Here is a 20,935-nt window from a genome sequence, read left to right as displayed (position 1 = left end):
CACCAACAGCATCAACGACATCACCCCCGTGCTGCACAAGGAGACCGGCAAGCCCTACAAGTCCGTCGAGATCCGCAGCCCCAAGGCCGACGACAAGCAGACCGACACCCTGCGCGCCGACATCGTGCGCACCGTCGACGACGGCCGCGCCGTGGTCGCCAACATCGCCGGCACCACCACCGACACCGACGGCACCACCCACTCCTTCGAAGGCGGCCACTACATCAGCGTCGTCGGCTACCAGGACGACGGCCACACCGTCACCATCGCCGACAGCGCCAACCCCGACCAGGCCTCCTACCGCATCACCGTCGACAACCTCGCCGACTGGATCGCCACCCGCGGCTACAGCACCAGCTGACCCGCCGACACCCGCACCGGGCCCGACCCCACCAGGGGTCGGGCCCTGTCGTCAGCCCTCGGCGAGTACGGCGAGGATCCCCTCGCCGTACTTGGCGAGCTTGTTCTCGCCCACGCCGCTGAAGCGGGACAGCTCGGCCAGCGACGTCGGCGGTTCCGCGGCGATCTGGCGCAGCGTCGCGTCGTGGAAGATCACGTACGCCGGTACGCCCTGCTCCTTGGCGGTCGCCGCCCGCCAGGCGCGCAGCCGCTCGAAGACGCCGCCGGCGGCGGGGGAGAGGTCGGCCACGACGGTGGCCGACCCGCGTGGCTTCGCGGCCCGCCCCGACAGCGGCCGTTCCGGCTCCTTGCGCAGCGTGACCGTGCGCCGCCGACCGAGCACGTCGGCGCTGGCCTCGGTCAGCGCCAGCGTGCCGTAGTCGCCCTCGACGGCGAGCAGGCCCTCGGCGAGTAGTTGCCGCACCACCCCGCGCCACTCGACGTCGCGCAGTTCGGTGCCGATGCCGAACGTGCTCAGCGCGTCGTGGCCGTGCTGGTCGATCTTGTCGGTGTGCTTGCCGAGCAGGATGTCGATGCTGTGCCCGGCGCCGAACCGCTGGTTGCGTTCCCGGTCGAGCCGGTAGACGGTGGAGAGCAGCTTCTGCGCCGCGACCGTGCCGTCCCAGGACTCCGGCGGGTCGAGGCAGGTGTCGCAGTTGCCGCAGTTGGCCGCGCCGGTCTCGCCGAAGTATTCGAGCAGTTGGGCACGGCGGCAGCGGACCGTCTCGCAGAGCGCCAGCATCGCGTCGAGGTGGGCGGCGAGATTGCGCCGGTGCGCCAGGTCGCCCTCCGACGTCTCGATCATCTTGCGTTGCTGCACCACGTCCTGGAGCCCGTACGCCAGCCAGGCCGTGGACGGCAGCCCGTCGCGCCCGGCGCGACCGGTCTCCTGGTAGTAACCCTCCACCGACTTGGGCAGGTCGAGGTGGGCGACGAAGCGTACGTCGGGCTTGTCGATGCCCATGCCGAACGCGATGGTGGCCACCATGACCAGCCCGTCCTCGCGCAGGAAGCGCTGCTGGTTGCGGGCGCGGGTGCCCGCGTCCAGGCCGGCGTGGTAGGGCAGCGCCGGGATGCCGTTGGCGACCAGGAACTCGGCGGTCTTCTCCACCGAGGCCCGGGAGAGGCAGTAGACGATGCCGGCGTCGCCCGGGTGCTCGTCGCGCAGCAGGCTCAGCAACTGCCGGCGTGGCTCCCGCTTGGGCACGATCCGGTACTGGATGTTGGGTCGGTCGAAGCTGGCCACGAAGTGCCGGGCCTCGGTGAGCTGGAGGCGGGTGGCGATCTCGGTGCGGGTGGCCCGCGTCGCGGTGGCGGTCAGCGCGATCCGCGGCACCTGCGGCCAGCGCTCGTGCAGCATCGACAGGTTGAGGTAGTCGGGGCGGAAGTCGTGCCCCCACTGGGACACGCAGTGCGCCTCGTCGATCGCGAACAGGCCGATCTTTCCGCGTTCCAGCAGGCCGAGGGTGGACCGCACGGCCAGCCCTTCCGGCGCGAGGTAGAGCAGGTCGAGGTCGCCGGCGAGGTAGGCCGCCTCGACCCGGCGCCGCTCGGCGGGCTCCTGGGTCGAGTTGAGGAACCCGGCCCGCACGCCCACCGCGGTGAGCGCGTCGACCTGGTCCTGCATGAGCGCGATCAGCGGCGAGACGACCACCGCCACGCCGTCGCGGACCAGCGCGGGGATCTGGTAGCAGAGTGACTTGCCGCCGCCGGTGGGCATGAGCACCAGCGCGTCGCCGCCGGCCACCACGTGCTCGATGATGTCCTGCTGGACGCCGCGGAAGGCGTCGTAGCCGAAGACCCGGCGCAGCACGTCCAGCGCGCCGTCGGTCCGCTGCTCGGTGGGGGAGACCATCCGCGCAGTCTACGAGCGCCCGCCGACGACGCCCCGCCCCGAGCGGGCGCGTGGCGCGGTCCGGGACCCCGACGAAACGGGCAACCGGCTGTTCCGGAGGTCACCCCGTGGAATCCCGGGCGGGGTCGCAGCCGTTAGAGTCGGCGACTGACCATGCGCGGCCGATCGGCCGCGGCGCCACGGCTGGGGGTAGCGGGTGAGCGAGGCGCGAACGGCGGGAGACCTGGTGCCGACCGACGCGGAGACCGGGGTGGGGCGACCGGCGCCGGCGGAGGCGGAGACGTCCCTGGTGGTGGTGACCGGCCTCTCCGGCGGTGGGCGCAGCACGGTGGCCCGGGCGCTGGAGAACGTCGGCTACTACGTGGTCGACAACCTCCCCCAGGCGCTCCTGCTGGACATGGCCGAGCTGGCGTTCAAGGCCGGCGGCGCGGCCCGGCGTACGGCGATGGTGCTGGACGTGCGCTCGCGCGCCTTCTCCACCGACCTGGCCGGTGCGATCCGGGAGCTGCGCGAGCGTGGCTTCCAGCCCCGGGTGGTCTTCGTCGACGCCGACGACGAGGTGCTGATCCGCCGGTTCGAGAGCGTGCGTCGCTCGCACCCGTTGCAGGGCGACGGGCGGCTGGCCGACGGCATCGCGGTCGAGCGGGCGCTGCTGGAGGAGGCCCGGGACCAGGCCGACGTGATCATCGACACCAGCCACCTGAACGTCAACCAGCTGCGCCGGCGGGTGGAGGAGCTGTTCGGCGGCGAGGACGCCCGCCGGCTGCGGATCACCGTGCTGTCGTTCGGCTTCAAGTACGGCCTCCCGCCGGACGCCGACTTCGTGATGGACGCCCGGTTCCTGCCCAACCCGTACTGGGTGCCGGAGCTGCGCGAGCACACCGGACGCGAGGAGGCGGTCAGCGCGTACGTGCTGGGCCAGGAGGGCGCCGACGCGTTCGTCGCCGGCTACGCCGACCTGGTCAACGCCACCACCGCCGGCTTCGAGCGGGAGGGCAAGCGCTACCTGACGGTGGCGGTCGGCTGCACCGGCGGCAAGCACCGCAGCGTCGCGATCGCCGAGGAGTTGGCCGTCCGGCTGCGCGCCTCCGGCATCGCCGCCAACCCGCAGCACCGGGACCTGGGGCGGGAGTGACCCCGATCAGGGTGGTCGCGTTCGGCGGCGGCCACGGCCTCTCGGCGTCCCTGCGGGCGCTGCGGCACTGCGTACCCGGACTCGACCTGGACATCACCGCGGTGGTCACGGTCGGCGACGACGGCGGCTCCAGCGGGCGGCTGCGCGCCGAGCGCGGCGGCCTGCCCCCGGGCGACCTGCGGCAGGCGCTGGTCGCGCTCTCCGGTGACCATCCGGCGACCCGGCGCAGCGCGGCGCTGTTCCAGCACCGCTTCGCCGCCGCCACGCCCGCGCCGACACCCGGCTCGCCGGCCGGCGGCGGCGTGGGTGACCCGCTGGTCGGCCACGCGGTGGGCAACCTGCTGCTGCACGGGCTGACCGAGCTGCTCGGCGACCCGGTGGCGGCGCTCGACCACGCCGGGGCGATGCTCGGCGCGGTCGGTCGGGTGCTGCCGATGTCCCGCCAGCCGGTGGGGATCGAGGCCCAGGTCCGCGGCGCCGACCCGGCCCGCCCGGACGACGTGCGCACGCTGCGCGGGCAGCACCAGGTGGCGATCACCTCGGGCATCGTGGAGTCGCTGCGGCTCACCCCGGCCGCGCCGGCCGCGTGCGCCGAGGCGGTGACCGCGGTACGCGCCGCCGACTGGCTGATCTTCGGGCCGGGCAGCTGGTACACCAGCGTGCTGCCGCACCTGCTGGTGCCCGGCCTGGCCGACGCGATCGTCTCCAGCCCGGCGCGCCGGCTGGTGACGTTGAACCTGGTGGCCGAGAAGGAGACGTCCGGGCTGTCCCTGCCCGACCATCTGGACACCCTGCGGCGCTATCTGCCCGAGCTGAAGGTGGACATGGTGCTGGCCGACTCCACGGCGGTGGGTGACCCCGCGGCGGTCGAACGTGCGGCAGAATCGCTGGGTGCCCGGCTGGTCCTCGCCCCCGTCGCCGTCACCGACGGCACGCCCCGTCATGATCCGGCCGCCCTGGGCGCCGCACTGGTGCCTGTCCTGGGCGCCGATCGTTAGACACGTACGTAATCACCGGCGACACGCCGGAACCGGTCCGTGAGGGGGCGCTGGAATGGCGATGACGGCTGCGGTCAAGGACGAGCTGAGTCGGGTCGACGTGCCCAAGCCCTGCTGTCGCCGGGCGGAGATGGCCGCCCTGCTCCGCTTCGCCGGCGGCCTGCACATCGTGTCGGGTCGCGTCGTGGTCGAGGCGGAGCTGGACACCGGCGCGGTGGCCCGCCGGCTGCGGCGGGAGATCGCCGAGGTCTACGGCTATCCGAGCGAGATCCACGTGCTCGCCTCCGGCGGCCTGCGCAAGGGCAGCCACTTCATCGTGCGGGTGGTCAAGGACGGCGAGGCGCTCGCCCGGCAGACCGGCCTGCTGGACGTGCGGGGTCGCCCGGTGCGGGGCCTGCCGCCCCACGTGGTGGCCGCCAACGTCTGCTGCGCGGTCTCCGCGTGGCGGGGCGCGTTCATGGCGCACGGCTCGCTGACCGAGCCGGGCCGCTCCAGCGCGCTGGAGATCACCTGCCCGGGGCCGGAGTCGGCGCTCGCGCTGGTCGGCGCCGCCCGGCGGATCGGCATCACCGCCAAGAACCGTGAGGTGCGCGGCGTGGACCGGGTGGTGGTGAAGGACGGCGACGCGATCGCCGCGCTGCTCACCCGGATCGGCGCGCACTCCAGCGTGCTGGCCTGGGAGGAGCGTCGGGTCCGCCGGGAGGTGCGCGCCACCGCCAACCGACTGGCCAACTTCGACGACGCCAACCTGCGTCGCTCGGCGCGCGCGGCGGTGGCCGCCGCGGCCCGGGTGACCCGGGCGCTGGAGATCCTCGCCGACGACGCGCCCAACCACCTGACCTCGGCCGGGCGGCTGCGGCTGGAGCACCGGCAGGCCTCGCTGGAGGAGCTGGGCGCGCTCGCCGAGCCGCCGCTGACCAAGGACGCCATCGCCGGGCGGATCCGCCGGCTGCTCGCGCTCGCCGACAAGCGGGCCCGCGACCTCGGCATCCCGGATACCGAAGCGGCAGTCACGCCCGACATGCTCGTGGTCTGATAGGACGCGAGGGGCGACGTCGCGCGACCGGGATCACCACCCGGCGCAGCGCGCCGCCGCGCGCTCGGATAGGGTCGCTGCGTACGGCAAGGGGGCCGGCACAGGCACCCCGTACCGTCCTCACCGCCTCGGGCGGTCAGGTCCCCACGGACCGCGCGGCGGGGTGGCCGAGATGAACCGACGACGGCCGGCTCCAACGGTCGGCGAACACATCTCCGCCGGCCGGGCTCTCACGCCGGCGGACCAGAACGCGAGGAGATGGGACCTGTGACCATCCGGGTTGGCATCAACGGCTTCGGCCGGATCGGCCGTAACTTCTTCCGGGCAGTGCTGGCGTCCGGCGCTGACATCGAGATCGTCGCGGTCAACGACCTGACCGACAACGCGACGCTCGCCCACCTTGTCAAGTACGACAGCATCCTGGGCCGCCTCCCGCACGAGGTGAAGGCCAGCGCCGACGAGATCACCGTGGGCGGCAAGGCCATCAAGGTGTTCGAGGAGAAGGACCCCGGCAAGCTGCCGTGGGGCGACCTCGGCGTCGACGTCGTCATCGAGTCCACCGGGTTCTTCACCGACGGGGGCAAGGCGAAGGCGCACATCGACGGCGGGGCCAAGAAGGTCATCATCTCCGCGCCGGCGAAGAACGAGGACGTCACGGTGGTGATGGGCGTCAACCAGGACCAGTACGACCCGGCCACGCACAACATCATCTCGAACGCCTCCTGCACCACCAACTGCCTCGCCCCGATGGCGAAGGTCCTGCAGGACACGTTCGGCATCACCAAGGGTCTGATGACCACCATCCACGCGTACACGCAGGACCAGAACCTGCAGGACGCGCCGCACAAGGACCTGCGCCGGGCCCGGGCCGCCGCGCTCAACATCGTGCCGACCTCGACCGGCGCCGCGAAGGCCATCGGCCTGGTGCTTCCGGAGCTGAAGGGCAAGCTGGACGGCTACGCGCTGCGGGTGCCGATCCCGACCGGCTCGGCCACCGACCTGACCGTCGAGGTCGGCCGGGAGACCACCGTGGACGAGGTCAACGCCGCGATCAAGGCCGCCGCCGAGGGCCCGCTCAAGGGCATCCTGGTCTACAACGAGGACCCGATCGTCTCCGCCGACATCGTCACCGACCCGGCGTCGTGCATCTTCGACGCGCCGCTGACCAAGGTGATCGGCAACCAGGTCAAGGTCGTCGGCTGGTACGACAACGAGTGGGGCTACTCCAACCGCCTCGTCGACCTGGTCAAGCTGGTCGGTTCGTCGCTGTGAGCATCCGCGACCTCGACGACCTGCTCGCCGAGGGGGTGTCGGGTCGGCGCGTGCTGGTGCGCGCCGACCTGAACGTCCCGCTCGACAAGCAGACCGGTGACATCACCGACGACGGGCGCATCCGGGCGGTGCTGCCGACGCTGAGCGCGCTGGTGCAGGCCGGCGCCAAGGTGGTCGTCTGCTCGCACCTGGGCCGGCCGAAGGGCGCGCCGGATCCGCAGTTCAGCCTCCGCCCGGTCGCCGGGCGGCTCGGTGAGCTGCTCGGCGCCCCGGTGCACTTCGCCGAGGACACCGTCGGCGACTCGGCACGGTCCACCGTGGCCGAGCTGGCCGACGGCCAGGTCGCGCTGCTGGAGAACCTGCGTTTCAACAAGGGCGAGACCAGCAAGGACGACGCCGAGCGGGGCGCCTTCGCCGACCAGCTCGCCGCCCTCGGTGACGCGTACGTCGACGACGCCTTCGGCGCGGTGCACCGCAAGCACGCCAGCGTGCACGACGTGCCGGCGCGGCTGCCGCACGTGGCCGGCCGGCTGGTGCTGCGCGAGGTCGAGGTGCTCAGCAAGCTCACCGGCGAGCCCGAGCGGCCGTACGTGGTGGTGCTGGGCGGCTCGAAGGTCTCCGACAAGCTGGCCGTGATCGAGGCGCTGCTGCCCACCGTCGACCGGCTGCTCATCGGTGGCGGGATGTGCTTCACCTTCCTCAAGGCCCAGGGCCACGAGGTGGGCACCTCGCTGCTGGAGGAGGAGATGGTCGAGACCTGCCGCAACCTGCTGGAACGCGCGCGGGGCAAGATCATGCTCCCGGTCGACGTGGTGGCCGCGGACGCCTTCGCCCCGGACGCCGCGCACGACACGGTGCCGGCCGACGGCATCCCGAGCCACCGGCTGGGCCTGGACATCGGCCCGGAGACGGTGGCCGGCTTCGCCGCCGTGCTGTCCCAGGCGAAGACGATCTTCTGGAACGGCCCGATGGGCGTGTTCGAGATGGCGGCGTTCGCCAACGGCACCCGTGGGGTGGCCGAGGCGATCACCAAGGCCGACGCGTTCAGCGTGGTCGGCGGCGGCGACTCGGCGGCGGCGGTGCGGGCCCTGGGTCTGGACGAGTCCTCGTTCGGGCACATCTCCACCGGTGGTGGCGCGTCCCTGGAATACCTGGAGGGCAAGACCCTCCCCGGCATCGCGGCTCTGGAGAACTGAATGGCGAGCACCCCCCGCCGGCCGCTGATGGCCGGCAACTGGAAGATGAACCTGAACCACCTCGAGGCCAACCTGCTGGTGCAGAAGCTGGCGGCGAGCCTCAACGAGAAGCAGCTCACCGACGTCGAGTGCGTGGTGCTGCCGCCCTTCACCGACCTGCGTACCGTGCAGACCGCGGTGGACGGCGACAAGCTGCTGATCGGCTACGGCGCGCAGGACCTGTCGCCGTTCGCCTCGGGCGCCTACACCGGCGACATCGCCGGGCCGATGCTGGCGAAGCTGGGCTGCGGCTACGTGGTGGTCGGCCACTCCGAGCGGCGGCAGTACCACTACGAGGACGACGCGCTGGTCAACGCGAAGGTGGCGGCGGCGCTGGCGAACGGGCTCACCCCGATCCTGTGCATCGGTGAGGGCCTGGAGATCCGGGAGCAGCTCAAGCAGGTTCCGCACTGCTGCGACCAGCTCGACGGCGCGCTGAAGGGGCTCACCGCCGAGCAGGTGACCAAGGTCGTCGTGGCGTACGAGCCGGTCTGGGCGATCGGCACCGGCAAGACGGCGACCCCGGAGGACGCGCAGGAGGTCTGCGTCGAGGTGCGCAAGCGGCTCGTGGAGACCTACGACGAGACCACCGCCGGGCAGGTCCGGATCCTCTACGGCGGGTCGGTCAAGGCGTCGAACGTCGCCGCGATCATGGCCCAGCCGGACGTGGACGGGGCCCTGGTGGGGGGCGCGAGCCTGGACGCGGAGGAGTTCGCGCAGATCTGTCGGTTCCCGGAGCACACGGCCCGCTGATCGCTCGCTATCCTTGACGCTGCCCGTCCAACGGTCGGTGCCGCCGTGCCCGACAGGTCCGGGCAGTGATCGTAACGAGAGGACTGACCCCCGCCATGCCGATCTGGTTCGCCTACACGATGATCACGCTGTTGGTCATCACCAGCGTGCTGCTCGTCCTGCTGATCCTCCTGCACCGCGGTAAGGGCGGCGGGTTGTCGAGCATGTTCGGCGGCGGCGTCAGCTCCAGCCTGGCCGGTTCCTCGGTGGCCGAGAAGAACCTCGACCGCTACACCGTTCTGGTGGGGATCGTCTGGTTCGCGTGCATCGTCGGGCTGGGGCTCTGGCTCCGGCTCCAGATGAGCAGCACCACCTGAGCGAGCGCTGAAGCGTACAATCTGCGCGCGGTCCGTCACGGACCGCGCGCAGTTTTGTTTCTCCGCCCGTCGCCCGTCGCCGACCCCTCCCGGCGGCGGTCCCCTCCGACGACAGGGAGCGAGCAACCGTGCCCAGCAACAACGTCATCCGCGGCACCCGGATCGGGTCCGCCCCCGAGCGTTTCGACCAGCGCACCGAGCCGGCGCCACGACGGCCGGTCGTCTACTGGTGCCGCCACGAGCACCGGGTCGAGTTCCTGATCGCCGCCGAGGCCGAGACCCCGGCGACGTGGGACTGCCCCCGCTGCGGGGAGCCGGCCGGCCCCGAACCGGGCAACCCGCCGGGCCGGCAGCGCGCCGAGCCCTACAAGACCCACCTGGCGTACGTGCAGGAGCGGCGCACCCCGGAGGAGGGGGAAGCGCTGCTCGCCGAGGCCCTCGCGGCGCTGCGCCGGCGTCGAGGTCGCGCCTGAGCGGTGTGAAGAAGGGGCCCCGCCGCTACCGAAAGCGTTGAGCGGGGCCCCCTCCTCTCACCTCAGGCTGCGGGAGCGTGGCGGGACGTCGGCCGCGGCGGCGCGGTCGAGCAGCCAGAGGGTGCGGGAGACGCCGCGCACCCCGGCCGCCGGTAGTTGCACCGGCCCGGCCCCGGCCAGCGCCATGCCCACCGCCCGGGCCTTGTCCGCCCCGGCGGCGACCAGCCACACCTCCTCGGCCGTGTTGATCGCCGGCAGGGTCAGCGTGGTGCGCACCGGCGGCGGCTTCGGGCTGCCCCGCACCGCGCTGACCGGCCGGTTGTCGTGGTGCACCGGGTGCTCCGGGAACACCGACGCCACGTGCCCGTCCTCGCCGACGCCGAGCATCAGCACGTCGAAGTGGGGCAGGGCCGCGGTGCCCGGCCTGGCCGCGGCGGCCAGCTCCCGCGCGTACCCGGCGGCGGCCGCCTCCGGGTCGTCGCCGGCCGGGCCGTCGGACGCCGGCATCGGGTGCACCCGGGCCGGGTCCAGCGGCACCGCGTCCAGCAGCGCCGCCCGGGCCTGGGTCTCGTTGCGCTCCGGGTCGCCGGAGGGCAGGAACCGCTCGTCGCCCCACCAGACGTCGACCCGGGACCAGTCCACCGCGTCCCGGGCGGGCAACTGGCCGATCGCCCGGTAGACCGCCGCGGCGATCCGCCCGCCGGTCAGCACCACCGACGCCTGACCGCGCTCGGCCTGCGCGTCGAGCAGCTTCACCACCAGCCGGGCCGCCACCGCCTGCGCCAGCAGGTCGGGGTCGGCGTGTACGGCGACACTCGCCTCAGTCATCCGTCGTGCCCTCGTGTCTCTGTGCGTCCGACCGCCCGGTGCGGGTGGTCACTCGTTGGCGGTGGCGCCCGCGTGCGCTGTCACGCCGGCCTCGGCCCGCTGGGCGGTCGCCGGATCCTTCCACACGTGCACCCGCTGCGGCGCGCGCTGGTCCAGGCCGGTCAGCCCGGCCGTCGCGCCGAGCGCCTCGGCGTACACCTGGTCGGCGTCGAGGCGGCGCAGCTCCTCGGCCAGCTCGTCGCCGAGCGGCCGGCGGACCAGCGGCAGCGTCCGGTCCTCCTGCCCGGTACGCCGGAACACCGCGACGCTGTCGTCCCGGGTCAGCGTCAGCTCGTCGCCGTTGGCGCAGCGCAACTGCACCTCGCGCATCCGCGGGAACTCGTCGGTGTGCTCCCAGACCGGCTCGATGCCCAGCCGGGCGCTCAGCCAGCCGCACATCAGCGCCGCCGTCGGGTCGGTGCGCGGCGCCACCACCGTCGCCTCGGTGACCCGGGCCTGGGTGGTGTCGAACGCGCCGGCGACGAGCGTGCGCCACGGGGTGATCCGGGTCCAGGCCAGGTCGGTGTCGCCCGGCGCGTAGTCGCAGGCCCGCTCCCGCAGCGCGGCGATCGGGTCGGCGGCCTGCGCCGAGTCGGTGATCCGCCGGTCGGCGACCACGCCGAGGAAGTCGGTGGCGATCTCGGCCGGCGGTTCACCGTGCCACCAGGTCACCACCGGCACGTCCGGCACCAGCAGCGGCATCACCACGGACTCGGCGTGCAGCGCCAGCCGGCCGTACATCCGGGTGACCACCGCCTCGCACGGGCCGAGCCGGCCGCCCACGACGATCTCCGCGTCCAACCGGTTGCGGTCCCGCTCGACCTCGGAGCGGACCACCACGAGCAGCCGGCACGGGTGCGCGGCGGCGGCGATGGTGGCCGCCGCCTCCGCCTCCCGGACCCGCTTCTCGTCCACCACGACGATCAGGGTGAGCGCCATGCCGCTGGCCACCCCGCCCGCGCTGCGCCGCTCCGCGGCCAGCGCCTTGACCACCTCGTTGCCGGTGGTGTCCCACAACCCGATCAATGGAGTCTCCTGGTTCGCTCGCTCTGCTCGCTCACGCTCTCCGCCAAGCCCGGCCCTCGGCGGCCAGCATCTCGTCGGCGGCCCGGGGGCCCCACTCGCCGGCCCGGTACGGCTCCGGCTTCGTGCCCTCCCAGGCGTGCTCCAGCGGGTCCACCACCTGCCAGCTCTGCTCCACCTCGGCGGCGTCCGGGAACAGCGTGCGGTCGCCGATGAGCACGTCCAGCACCAGCCGCTCGTACGCCTCGGGGCTGGACTCGGTGAACGCCTCGCCGTACTGGAAGTCCATCGCGATGTCGCGGACCTCCATGGTGGTGCCCGGCACCTTGGAGCCGAACTTCAGCACCACGCCCTCGTCCGGCTGCACCCGGATGACGAGCTGGTTGGAGCCGAGCGACTCCATGTCGGCCGGGTTGAACGGCAGGTGCGGCGCCTTCTTGAACATGATGGCCACCTCGGTGACCCGTCGAGGCAGCCGCTTGCCGGCCCGGATGTAGAACGGCACCCCGGCCCAGCGCCGGTTCTGGATGGCCAGCTTCACCGCCACGTACGTCTCGGTGGTGGAGTCCGCAGGGACGTCCTCCTCCTCCAGGTAGCCCTTGGCGCGTTCGCCGCCCACCCAGCCGGGCAGGTACTGGCCGCGCACGGTGTCCCGGGCGACGTCCCGGGGCACGGCGATCGCCTTGAGCACCTTGAGCTTCTCGGCCCGGATCTCGTCGGCGTCGAAGCTCGTCGGCTCCTCCATCGCGACCAGGGCGAGCAGCTGGAGCAGGTGGTTCTGGAGCACGTCACGGGCGGTGCCGACCGAGTCGTAGAACGCCGCCCGGGTGCCGATGCCGACGTCCTCCGCCATGGTGATCTGCACCGAGTCGACGTACTTGGAGTTCCACAGCGGCTCGAACAGGTTGTTGGCGAACCGCAGCGCCAGGATGTTCTGGACCGTCTCCTTGCCCAGGTAGTGGTCGATCCGGAAGACGTCCTGGCTGGTGAAGACGTCGTCGACCAGGTCGTTGAGCGCCTTGGCCGAGGGCAGGTCGTTGCCGAACGGCTTCTCCACCACCACCCGCCGCCAGCCGCCGGACTTCTCGTTGTCCGCCATGCCGGTGCGGGCGAGCTGCTTGAGCACCACCGGGAAGGCCGCCGGGGGGATGGAGAAGTAGAACGCGGCGTTGCCGGCGATGCCGTGCGTCTCCCGCAGCTCGTCGAGCGTGGTGGCGAGGTGGTCGAAGGCGGCGTCGTCGTCGAACGAGCCGCCGACGAACTTGATGTTGCCGACGAGCCGCGCCCAGACCTCCTCCCGCCACGGGGTGCGGGCGTGCTTCTTGGCCGCGTCGTGCGCCAGCGACTCGAAGTCGCCGTCGCCCCAGTCGCGGCGGGCGAAGCCGAGGACCACGAAGCCGGGCGGCAGGAGCCCCCGGTTGGCCAGGTCGTAGACCGCCGGCAGCAGCTTCTTGCGGGACAGGTCCCCGGTGACCCCGAAGATCACCAAGGCGCACGGCTCGGGGATCCGCGGCAGCCGCCGGTCCTGCGGGTCGCGCAGCGGGTTCACCGGGCCACCTCCTCCTGCATCTGGGTCCACTGATTCCAGGTCATTGATCGTCACGTACGTGTCCGTCCGGCCGTATCCAGCAGTTGGGCGACGCCCGCCGCCCGCTCGGTCAGGTGCAGTCGCAGCACCGGTCGCTCCCGGCCGGCCAGGGCCCACCGGTCGCCGGCGGCCTGGGCCGCCTGGAGTTCCGCGAAGGTGTACGGGCGTCCGGGCACCGCCAGATCATCGGTGACCGCACCGGTGATCTGCAGGTGCCGGGCGCGCCCGTCGGTGTGGCTCGGGTGGCGGGGTCCCCACCCGAAGGTCACCGGCCGCCCGGTGCCGCGCGCCAGCAGCGGGCGCAGCCCGGCCGCAGCCGCGTCGGCGAACCGGTCCAGGTGGGCGGTCACGGCGAGGTGCTCGTCGGGGCCCAGCCCGTCGACGAGCCAGCGCAGCGCGCCGGCCAGGTCGGCGGGGGCGCCGGTTGGTGCGTACACCTCGACCGCGCCGTCCACCGACGAGGGCGGCGGGTCCGCCGGTGCGTCCGTCGAGGCGGCCGCCGGCTCCGCGAACGGGTCGACCCGCAGCGCCGCGGCGGCGGTCGCGGCGGCGTAGGACCAGGTGAGGAACTGCGCGCCGAGCGGCCCGTTGACCGCCACGTCGGCGGCCACGCCGGGCGTCACACCCGGCGCCAGCGCGCCGCCGATCCCGATCGTCAGCACGCCCGGGCCGGTGGCGCCCGGCGCGTCCGGCGACTCCGCGGCGAGCGGCAGCACCCGCCCGCCGGTCGCCGCGCCGAGCAGCGCGCCGGCCCAGTGCCGCAGCCCGTCGAGGCCGGTGCCGTCGGGCACCAGCGCCACGGTGGACCGCCCGCCGGCGGCGGCCGCGCCCAGCGCCGCGCCGAGCGCGAGAGCGGGATTGTCCCGCTCCCGGTCGAGCGCGTCGGCGAGCGCCGCGGCCTCGTCCAGCAGTTCGGTGACCGGCGCGCCGGCGAGCGCCGCCGGGACCAGACCGAACGCGGTGAGCGCGGACCACGGCCCGGCCACCTCCGGGTCGGTCGGGATCAGCACGGCGCCCAACTCGTCGGCGAGCGCCGCCAGCTCCGAGCCGGGCGGGGCGACCACCACGACGTGCCGGTCCGCCTCCGGCCCGGCGTCCTGCCACTCCTGCCGCCAGACCCGCAGGTGGGCATCGGTGGTCGGGTCGAGGCCGGACGGTCCGGCGAGCACCAGCACGGTACGCGCCGGACGGTCGGCCAGGGCCGCCCGGACCGGACCGGGATCGGCCGAGTCGAGCACGGTCAGCGGCCGGCCCAGGCATCCGGCGATCACCTCGGCGGCCAGTGTGACCCCGCCGGTGCCGGCGAGCACCACGTGGTCGAGGTCGCCCAGCTCGGCGGCCAACTCGGCGAGCTGGGGGAGGAGGTCCCGGCTGCGGCAGTGGGTGTCGACCCAGCCCAGCCGGCCGCGGGCCGCCGCCTCGGCGTCGGCGCCCCAGAGGGTGGGGTCCTGGGCGGCCAGGCGCGCGGGCACGTCCCGGGCGACCAGCCCGGCACGCGCGGAGCGGTCCACCGCGTCCGCGCCGTGCACGGCCAGGCCGGCGGCGATGTCCGCCGGCCCCGCCAGCAGGTCGCTCACGGCGCCACCTCGGCTCGCGACTGCGGGGCTCGCAGAACCGGCTCACTCCTCGCGCTCACGGCGCCACCTCGGTTCGCGACTGCGGGGCTCGCAGACCCGGCTCACTCCTCGCGCTCACGGCACTCACCTCACCGGCTCCACGGTACGGCGGGACGCGCCCCGGGGCAGCGCCCCGGGACGCGTCGCACGCCGTCCGTCACGCGTTCCCGCCGGCCTGCTGGGCGTTCTGCGCGTTGCCCTCGGCGGCCCGGTGCGGGCTGTCGGCGCCCTTGGCCGCCTCGGCGAGGGACTTCTTGACCCCCTCCAGCAGTTCCAGCCAGCTCGCCTCGAACTTCTCCACGCCCTCGCGCTCCAGGGTGGCGATCACGTCGGCCAGGTCCACGCCCACCGACTCCAGGTCGGCGAAGGCCTGGCGCGCGTCGTCGTACGCGCCGGTGATCGTGTCGGCCCGGGTCTCGCCGTGGTCGGCGTAGGCGTGGATGACCGGCTCCGGCATGGTGTTGACCGTGCCGGGGGCGATCAGCTCCTCGACGTAGATGACGTCCCGGTAGTCCGGGTTCTTCGTCGAGGTGGAGGCCCACAGCGGCCGCTGCGGGTGGGCGCCCGCGTCGGCCAGCTTCTGCCACCGCTCGGAGGAGAACACCTCGCCGTAGCGCTCGTACGCCAGCCGGGCGTTGGCGACCGCGGCCTTGCCGCGCAGCGCCTTGGCCTGGTCCGAGCCGATCTTCTCCAGCCGCTTGTCGACCTCGCTGTCGACCCGGGAGACGAAGAACGAGGCCACCGAGCCGATCTTGGACAGGTCGTGCCCGTTGGCCTGCGCCTGCTCCAGGCCGGCCAGGAACGCGTCCATCACCTGCGAGTAGCGGTCCAGCCCGAAGATCAGCGTGACGTTCACGCTGATCCCCTCGGCGAGCGTCTTCGTGATCGCCGGCAGGCCCTCCTCGGTCGCCGGGATCTTGATGAAGAGGTTCGGCCGGTCCACCAGCCACCACAGCGCCTTGGCCTCGGCGGCGGTCTTGTCCGCGTCGTGCGCCGAGCGCGGGTCCACCTCGATCGAGACCCGGCCGTCCACGCCGTCGCTGGCGTCGTAGGAGGGACGCATCACGTCGCAGGCCCACCGCACGTCGTACGTGGTGAGCATGCGGACCGCCTCCTCCACGTCCACGTCGCGGGTGGCGAGGTCACGGAGCTGCCAGTCGTACTCGTCGGCGTCGCTCAGCGCCTTGGCGAAGATCGTCGGGTTGGTGGTCACCCCGGCCACGTGGCTCTCCCGGCGCAGCTTGTCCAGCCCGCCGGAGGTCAGTCGTACCCGGGAAAGATCGTCGAGCCAGATCGCCACCCCGGCGTTCTGGAGCTCGCTCAGCCTGTCCGTCATGCCGTCCACGCTCCCCTCAGTTGCCGGTCGTGAAACCGGTGATGTCGCCCACCCGGGTCAGCGCCGCGTGCGCGGCGGCCACGATCCGGTCGGGGGTGAACCCGAACTGCTCGAAGAGCACGGTGTAGGGCGCGCTCGCGCCGTAGTGCTCGATGCTCACGCACTCGCCGCTGTCGCCGACGATCGCCCGCCACGACATCGCGATGCCCGCCTCCACGCTCACCCGTGCCTTTACCCCGCGCGGCAGCACCGACTCCCGGTACGCCTCGTCCTGCGCGAAGAACCATTCCTGGCACGGCATGGACACCACCCGGGTGGGGGTGCCGTCGGCCTCCAGCCGCTCCCGGGCGGTGAGGCAGAGCTGCACCTCGGAGCCGGTGCCGACGATGATCACCTGCGGCTTGCCGTTGGACGCCTCGGCCAGCACGTAGCCGCCCTTGGCGGTGCCCTCGGCGGGGCCGAACTCGCTGCGGTCGATCGTCGGCAGCGCCTGCCGGCTCAGCGCCAGCGCGGTCGGCCGGTCGGTGTGCTCCAGCGCCTGCCGCCACGCCCAGGCGGTCTCGTTGGCGTCGGCCGGGCGGACCACGTCCAGGCCCGGGATGGCCCGCAGCGCGGTCAGGTGCTCGATCGGCTGGTGGGTCGGGCCGTCCTCGCCGAGGCCGATCGAGTCGTGCGTCCAGACGTAGGTCACCGGCAGCTTCATCAGCGCGGCGAGCCGCACCGACGGGCGCATGTAGTCGCTGAACACCAGGAACGTGCCGCCGTAGGGGCGGGTGCCGCCGTGCAGGGCGATGCCGTTGAGGATCGAGCCCATGCCGTGCTCACGGATGCCGAAGTGCAGCGTGCGGCCGTACTCGTCGCCCGGGAAGTCCTTGGTGGCGTGCCCGGACGGGACGAACGACGGCTCGCCCTTCATGGTGGTGTTGTTGCTCTCGGCCAGGTCGGCCGAGCCGCCCCACAGCTCGGGCAGCACCGGGGCGAGCGCCTCCAGGACCTTGCCGGAGGCGGCCCGGGTGGCGACGCCCTTGGGGTCCGCCGGGAAGGTCGGCAGCGCGTCGGTCCAGCCGGTCGGCAGCGTACGGGTGGCCATCCGGTCCCACAGCGCCTTGCGCTCCGGGTTGGCCTTCGCCCAGGCGTCGAACCCCTTGTCCCACTCGGCCTGCGCCTCGGCGCCGCGCCCGATCACCTGGCGGGCGTGCTCGAGCACCTCCTCGTCGACCTCGAAGGTGCGCTGCGGGTCGAAGCCGAGGATCTCCTTGGTGGCCTTGACCTCGTCCGCGCCCAGTGCCGAGCCGTGGATCTTGCCGGTGTTCTGCTTGTTCGGCGCGGGCCAGCCGATGATGGTGCGCAGCGCGACGAACGACGGCCGCCCGGTCTCCGCCTTGGCGGCCAGCAGCGCCTGGTAGAGCGCCTCCACGTCCTCGTGGTAGTCACCCTGGTCGGCGTCGCCGGTGCGCCAGTCGACGGTCTGCACGTGCCAGCCGTACGCCTCGTAGCGGGCCGCCACGTCCTCGCTCTTGGCGATCCGGGTGTCGTCCTCGATCGAGATCTCGTTGTCGTCGTAGATCACGCAGAGGTTGCCGAGCTGCTGGTGGCCGGCGAGCGCGCTCACCTCGTGGGTGATGCCCTCCTCGATGTCGCCGTCGGAGGCGATGCACCAGATGTCGTGCCGGAACGGCGAGTCGGCGCGGTCCGGCTCGGGGTCGAACAGACCCCGCTCGCGGCGGGCCGCCATGGCCATGCCGACCGCGTTGCCGAGCCCCTGGCCGAGCGGGCCGGTGGTGGTCTCCACGCCCGGGGTGTGGCCGTGCTCCGGGTGACCCGGGGTGAGCGAGCCCCACTGGCGCAGCGCCTTGAGGTCGTCCAGGGCCAGCGGGTAGCCGGAGAGGAAGAGCTGGATGTAGAGGGTCAGGCTGGAGTGCCCGGCGGACAGCACGAACCGGTCCCGGCCGGGCCAGTTCGGGTCGGTCGGGTTGTGCCGCATGACCCGGTTGAAGAGAAGGTAGGCCGCCGGGGCGAGGCTCATCGCCGTGCCCGGGTGGCCGTTGCCGGATTTCTCCACGGCGTCCATGGCCAGCACGCGGACCGTGTCGACGGCCCTGCGGTCGAGGTCGGACCAGTTGAGAGCGGGAAGCTCGGGTCGTTTCGCAGCCACGTTGATGTGCTCCTCGGCAGATGGGCGGAACCCTCACTGATGACCCTATCGAGCGCCACTAAACGTGTGCCCGGGGATCTCGGCATGCTGACTTGTACGTTTCCGTCCCGGCCGGGCGTTCAACCCCCGGTGTGACGGCCCGCACCGTTGCCGGGTCTGCGGGGCAGCCAAAACGACGACGCGTAGTGTGTGGGGCGGTGTGTGGACCCGGCTCGGGTCCGGGCCGACGACCTCCCCTGCCGAAGCCGGAAGGTGGCAATCCGTGAGCATGATCACCGAGCGCCCGGTCAGCAATCCTGCCGGGGCGTCGCCGGTGGCCACGGTGGCGGAGGCGCCGGCGACCGGCCGGCGGGACGTGCGGGCCGTGGTGGCCGCCTACGTCGCGCTGACCAAACCCCGGATCGTCGAGCTGCTGCTGGTCACCACCGTGCCGGCGATGATGCTCGCGGACGGCGGCATGCCGTCGCTGTGGCTGGTGGCCGTGGTGCTGGTCGGCGGCTCGCTCGCGGCCGGCGCGGCGAGCGTCCTCAACTGCTACATCGACCGCGACATCGACCAGTTGATGCGGCGCACCAAGCGCCGCCCGCTGCCGGCGCACACCGTGTCGCCGCGCAACGCCCTGGTCTTCGGGCTGGTGCTGGCGGCGGTGTCGGTGGCGCTGATGGCGGCGACCACCAACTGGCTGGCGGCCGGCCTGACGCTGGCCGCGATCGCCTACTACGACCTGGTCTACACGCTCTGGTTGAAGCGGACCACGGCCGCCAACACGTTCTGGGGCGGCGCCTGTGGCGCGGCGCCGGTGCTGATCGGCTGGGCCGCGGTCACCGGCTCGCTCGCGCCGGCCGCCTGGGGCCTGTTCGCGGTGGTCTTCTTCTGGCAGATGCCGCACTTCTACGCGCTGGCCATCAAGTACAAGGACGACTACGCCCGGGCCGGCATCCCGATGCTGCCGGTGGTGGCCTCCGTCCGGCGGGTCAACGCGGAGATCATCGGCTTCTCCTGGCTGACGCTGCTGTCGTCGCTGGCGGTCTGGCCGCTCGGCATGAGCCCGCTCTACGGCGTGACCGCGCTTGTCGTCGGCGGGATCTTCGTGGTCGAGGCGCACAAGCTGTGCCGGCGCGCGACGCGTGGCGAGGCGATCAAGCCGATGCGGCTCTTCCACTGGTCGACCACCTACCTCACCATCCTGTTCGCCGCGGTCGCCCTCGACGCGCTGATCTGACCGTCACGTCCGCGTCCGCGCACGTGAGGCGGTTCATCAGAAGTTTTTTTCGGGTCCACCGCAGGGGATCAACCTGGACAGAGCGTGACGATCCGAGCCGCCCGTTCCATCCCTTTTTAAGCGACAAATCCGGGCAAATTACCTGTGGTTCTTCTTAAACCGGTGGGTAATTGGCATCACATTCAGTTCATCGTTCTCGCACATCCGGGTGGAAGTCTGCTTAGGCTTCGCGTCATGGCAGATGGTTCCGATACGACGCTGACGGCTGACAAGTCCGGTGAGCAGGCCCCCAACGGCCTGGTCGCGGGCATCAAGTCGTTCGCCGCCGGGCACGGCGGCGCCAAGGCGGTCATCGAGTACGTCGGCAAGCGGGGCGCGCGGATCGTGCTCGTGGGTTCCGACGGGGCGTGGGCGGACCAGTTCGCCGACGACACCGTCGTCGCACGGCAGGCCTGCGCCACGGCCGGAGTCGACGTCGAGAACGCCTGGGAGCGTGAGCTGATGGACCAGATGCGTCCGAGCAACGACCTGTGGCGGTCGATGGCCCGGCGCACGATGGCCCGTTGACATACAGATAACCGCATGACCGACCACCACCAGCCGACCCGGGGGAGACCCCGGGTCGCTCTCGTCACCTGTGCCGCCCTGCCCGACCTCGACCCGGACGACCGGCTCGCGCTCGATCCGCTCGCGGCCCGCGGTGTCGCCGCCGAGATCGCGGTCTGGGACGACCCGGCCGTCGACTGGTCCGGCTTCGACCTGGTCGTGCTCCGCTCACCCTGGGACTACGCCCTGCGCCGGGACGAGTTCGTCGCCTGGGCGCGCACCGTGCCGGCGCTGGTCAATCCGGCCGACGTGGTCGCCTGGAACACCGACAAGCGCTACCTGGCCGAGCTCTCCGCTGCAGGGGTGCCCACCGTGCCGACGATTTGGGTCGCGCCGGGGGAGCGCTGGGCGCCGCCGCCGAGCGGCGAACACGTGCTCAAGCCGGCGGTCAGCGCCGGCAGCCAGGACACCGGGCGCTACGACCTGGCCGACCCGGAGCACCGGGCGTTGGCGTCGGCGCACGTGCGACGGCTCGGCGACGCCGGCCGGGTGACGATGGTCCAGCCCTACCTCGACGCGGTGGACACCGCCGGCGAGACGGCGTTGCTCTTCCTGGCCGGCCCCGACGGCCTGGCGTTCAGCCACGCGATTCGCAAGGGGCCGATGCTGACCGGCCCGGACCTGGGCGAGGCCGCGCTCTACAAGGAGGAGCGGATCGACTTCCGCACCGCCACCGACGAGCAGCTGACGGTCGCCGAGAAGGTGCTGTCCGCCGTCCCGGGTGGCGTCGACCGGTTGCTTTACGCCCGGGTCGACCTGATCCCCGGCCCGGACGGATCACCCGTGCTGGTCGAGCTGGAGCTGACCGAGCCGAGCCTGTTCGTCGGCCACGCCGACGGCGCACCGGACCGGCTCGCCGAGGCGATCCTCGCCCACCTACCCCGCCGCCCCTGACCGCTCAGGCGCTGCCTGCCCCGCTCAGGCGCTGCCTGCCCCGCTCAGGCGCTGCCTGCCCCGCTCAGGCGCTGCCCGCCCCGGTCCGGCCGCTGGCGTAAGTCGCCGCCCCCGGT

Annotated in this window: 19 protein-coding genes; 12 read left to right on the top strand and 7 right to left on the bottom strand. The window is 72.8% G+C overall.

Annotated features, from left to right (window positions below; all coding sequences use genetic code 11):
* Window positions 1–361, top strand: a 361-nt coding sequence (locus tag GA0070213_RS29615) for a C39 family peptidase (RefSeq protein ID WP_175441553.1), incomplete at its 5' end; no start/stop codon positions are given.
* Between the two features lie 51 nt (window positions 362–412).
* Here the strand turns inward: GA0070213_RS29615 and recQ are convergent.
* On the bottom strand, window positions 413–2,254 hold the full coding sequence (gene recQ, locus GA0070213_RS29610; protein ID WP_091071928.1) for a DNA helicase RecQ: 1,842 nt from the start codon (window positions 2,252–2,254) through the stop codon (window positions 413–415).
* A 226-nt stretch (window positions 2,255–2,480) separates the two neighbouring features.
* On the opposite strand from recQ, the gene rapZ reads away from it, so the two are divergent.
* The 8 genes from rapZ (at window position 2,481) to GA0070213_RS29570 (ending at window position 9,512) form a co-directional block, all read left to right on the top strand.
* Window positions 2,481–3,389, top strand: a complete 909-nt coding sequence (gene rapZ, locus GA0070213_RS29605; protein ID WP_091071943.1) for an RNase adapter RapZ — start codon at window positions 2,481–2,483, stop codon at window positions 3,387–3,389.
* Window positions 3,386–4,387: a gluconeogenesis factor YvcK family protein gene (locus tag GA0070213_RS29600; protein ID WP_091071925.1), complete on the top strand. Its 1,002-nt coding sequence runs from the start codon at window positions 3,386–3,388 to the stop codon at window positions 4,385–4,387. Before rapZ ends, GA0070213_RS29600 begins: the two co-directional genes overlap by 4 nt.
* Before the next feature lie 55 nt (window positions 4,388–4,442).
* A complete protein-coding gene (gene whiA / locus GA0070213_RS29595; RefSeq protein WP_018788213.1) occupies window positions 4,443–5,423 on the top strand; it encodes a DNA-binding protein WhiA in 981 nt (326 codons plus the stop codon).
* A gap of 267 nt (window positions 5,424–5,690) precedes the next feature.
* On the top strand, window positions 5,691–6,695 hold the full coding sequence (gap, locus tag GA0070213_RS29590) for a type I glyceraldehyde-3-phosphate dehydrogenase (RefSeq protein ID WP_091071923.1): 1,005 nt from the start codon (window positions 5,691–5,693) through the stop codon (window positions 6,693–6,695).
* Complete coding sequence (locus tag GA0070213_RS29585) at window positions 6,692–7,891, top strand: phosphoglycerate kinase (RefSeq protein ID WP_091071920.1); 1,200 nt, start codon at window positions 6,692–6,694, stop codon at window positions 7,889–7,891. The genes gap and GA0070213_RS29585 overlap by 4 nt, the downstream gene beginning before the upstream one ends.
* Window positions 7,892–8,683 carry a triose-phosphate isomerase gene (gene tpiA, locus GA0070213_RS29580; RefSeq protein WP_091071917.1) on the top strand — a complete coding sequence of 264 codons (792 nt, stop codon included), beginning with the start codon at window positions 7,892–7,894 and terminating at the stop codon, window positions 8,681–8,683.
* Between the two features lie 95 nt (window positions 8,684–8,778).
* Window positions 8,779–9,039: a preprotein translocase subunit SecG gene (secG, locus tag GA0070213_RS29575; protein WP_091071914.1), complete on the top strand. Its 261-nt coding sequence runs from the start codon at window positions 8,779–8,781 to the stop codon at window positions 9,037–9,039.
* 128 nt (window positions 9,040–9,167) lie between these two features.
* Window positions 9,168–9,512, top strand: a complete 345-nt coding sequence (locus GA0070213_RS29570) for an RNA polymerase-binding protein RbpA (protein ID WP_091071912.1) — start codon at window positions 9,168–9,170, stop codon at window positions 9,510–9,512.
* Window positions 9,513–9,569: 57 nt separating this feature from the next.
* Here the strand turns inward: GA0070213_RS29570 and pgl are convergent, their stop codons facing one another.
* The 6 genes from pgl to tkt form a co-directional block, all read right to left on the bottom strand.
* Window positions 9,570–10,340: a 6-phosphogluconolactonase gene (pgl, locus tag GA0070213_RS29565; protein WP_091071909.1), complete on the bottom strand. Its 771-nt coding sequence runs from the start codon at window positions 10,338–10,340 to the stop codon at window positions 9,570–9,572.
* A gap of 48 nt (window positions 10,341–10,388) precedes the next feature.
* Window positions 10,389–11,405 carry a glucose-6-phosphate dehydrogenase assembly protein OpcA gene (locus GA0070213_RS29560; protein ID WP_091071907.1) on the bottom strand — a complete coding sequence of 339 codons (1,017 nt, stop codon included), beginning with the start codon at window positions 11,403–11,405 and terminating at the stop codon, window positions 10,389–10,391.
* Window positions 11,406–11,436: 31 nt separating this feature from the next.
* Window positions 11,437–12,951 carry a glucose-6-phosphate dehydrogenase gene (gene zwf, locus GA0070213_RS29555; RefSeq protein WP_091071905.1) on the bottom strand — a complete coding sequence of 505 codons (1,515 nt, stop codon included), beginning with the start codon at window positions 12,949–12,951 and terminating at the stop codon, window positions 11,437–11,439.
* 50 nt (window positions 12,952–13,001) lie between these two features.
* Entirely contained in the window at window positions 13,002–14,567 is a 1,566-nt protein-coding gene (locus GA0070213_RS29550; RefSeq protein ID WP_091071902.1) for a glucose-6-phosphate isomerase, read from the bottom strand.
* Between the two features lie 196 nt (window positions 14,568–14,763).
* Window positions 14,764–15,942: a transaldolase gene (gene tal / locus GA0070213_RS29545; protein ID WP_091071939.1), complete on the bottom strand. Its 1,179-nt coding sequence runs from the start codon at window positions 15,940–15,942 to the stop codon at window positions 14,764–14,766.
* A gap of 16 nt (window positions 15,943–15,958) precedes the next feature.
* The gene (gene tkt, locus GA0070213_RS29540) at window positions 15,959–18,097 is read right to left on the bottom strand and encodes a transketolase (RefSeq protein ID WP_091071898.1); all 2,139 of its coding nucleotides are present in this window, start codon (window positions 18,095–18,097) and stop codon (window positions 15,959–15,961) included.
* 262 nt (window positions 18,098–18,359) lie between these two features.
* On the opposite strand from tkt, the gene GA0070213_RS29535 reads away from it, so the two are divergent.
* The 3 genes from GA0070213_RS29535 (at window position 18,360) to GA0070213_RS29525 (ending at window position 20,819) form a co-directional block, all read left to right on the top strand.
* The gene (locus tag GA0070213_RS29535; RefSeq protein WP_091071897.1) at window positions 18,360–19,319 is read left to right on the top strand and encodes a heme o synthase; all 960 of its coding nucleotides are present in this window, start codon (window positions 18,360–18,362) and stop codon (window positions 19,317–19,319) included.
* A gap of 234 nt (window positions 19,320–19,553) precedes the next feature.
* A complete protein-coding gene (locus tag GA0070213_RS29530; RefSeq protein WP_091071894.1) occupies window positions 19,554–19,886 on the top strand; it encodes a hypothetical protein in 333 nt (110 codons plus the stop codon).
* A gap of 15 nt (window positions 19,887–19,901) precedes the next feature.
* Window positions 19,902–20,819 carry an ATP-grasp domain-containing protein gene (locus GA0070213_RS29525; protein ID WP_091071890.1) on the top strand — a complete coding sequence of 306 codons (918 nt, stop codon included), beginning with the start codon at window positions 19,902–19,904 and terminating at the stop codon, window positions 20,817–20,819.
* Window positions 20,820–20,935: the final 116 nt, after the last annotated feature.

Source organism: Micromonospora humi (assembly GCF_900090105.1).
GTDB lineage: Bacteria > Actinomycetota > Actinomycetes > Mycobacteriales > Micromonosporaceae > Micromonospora > Micromonospora humi.
Note: the sequence above shows the minus strand (reverse complement) of the source record. Positions and strands in the feature narration are given on the sequence as shown.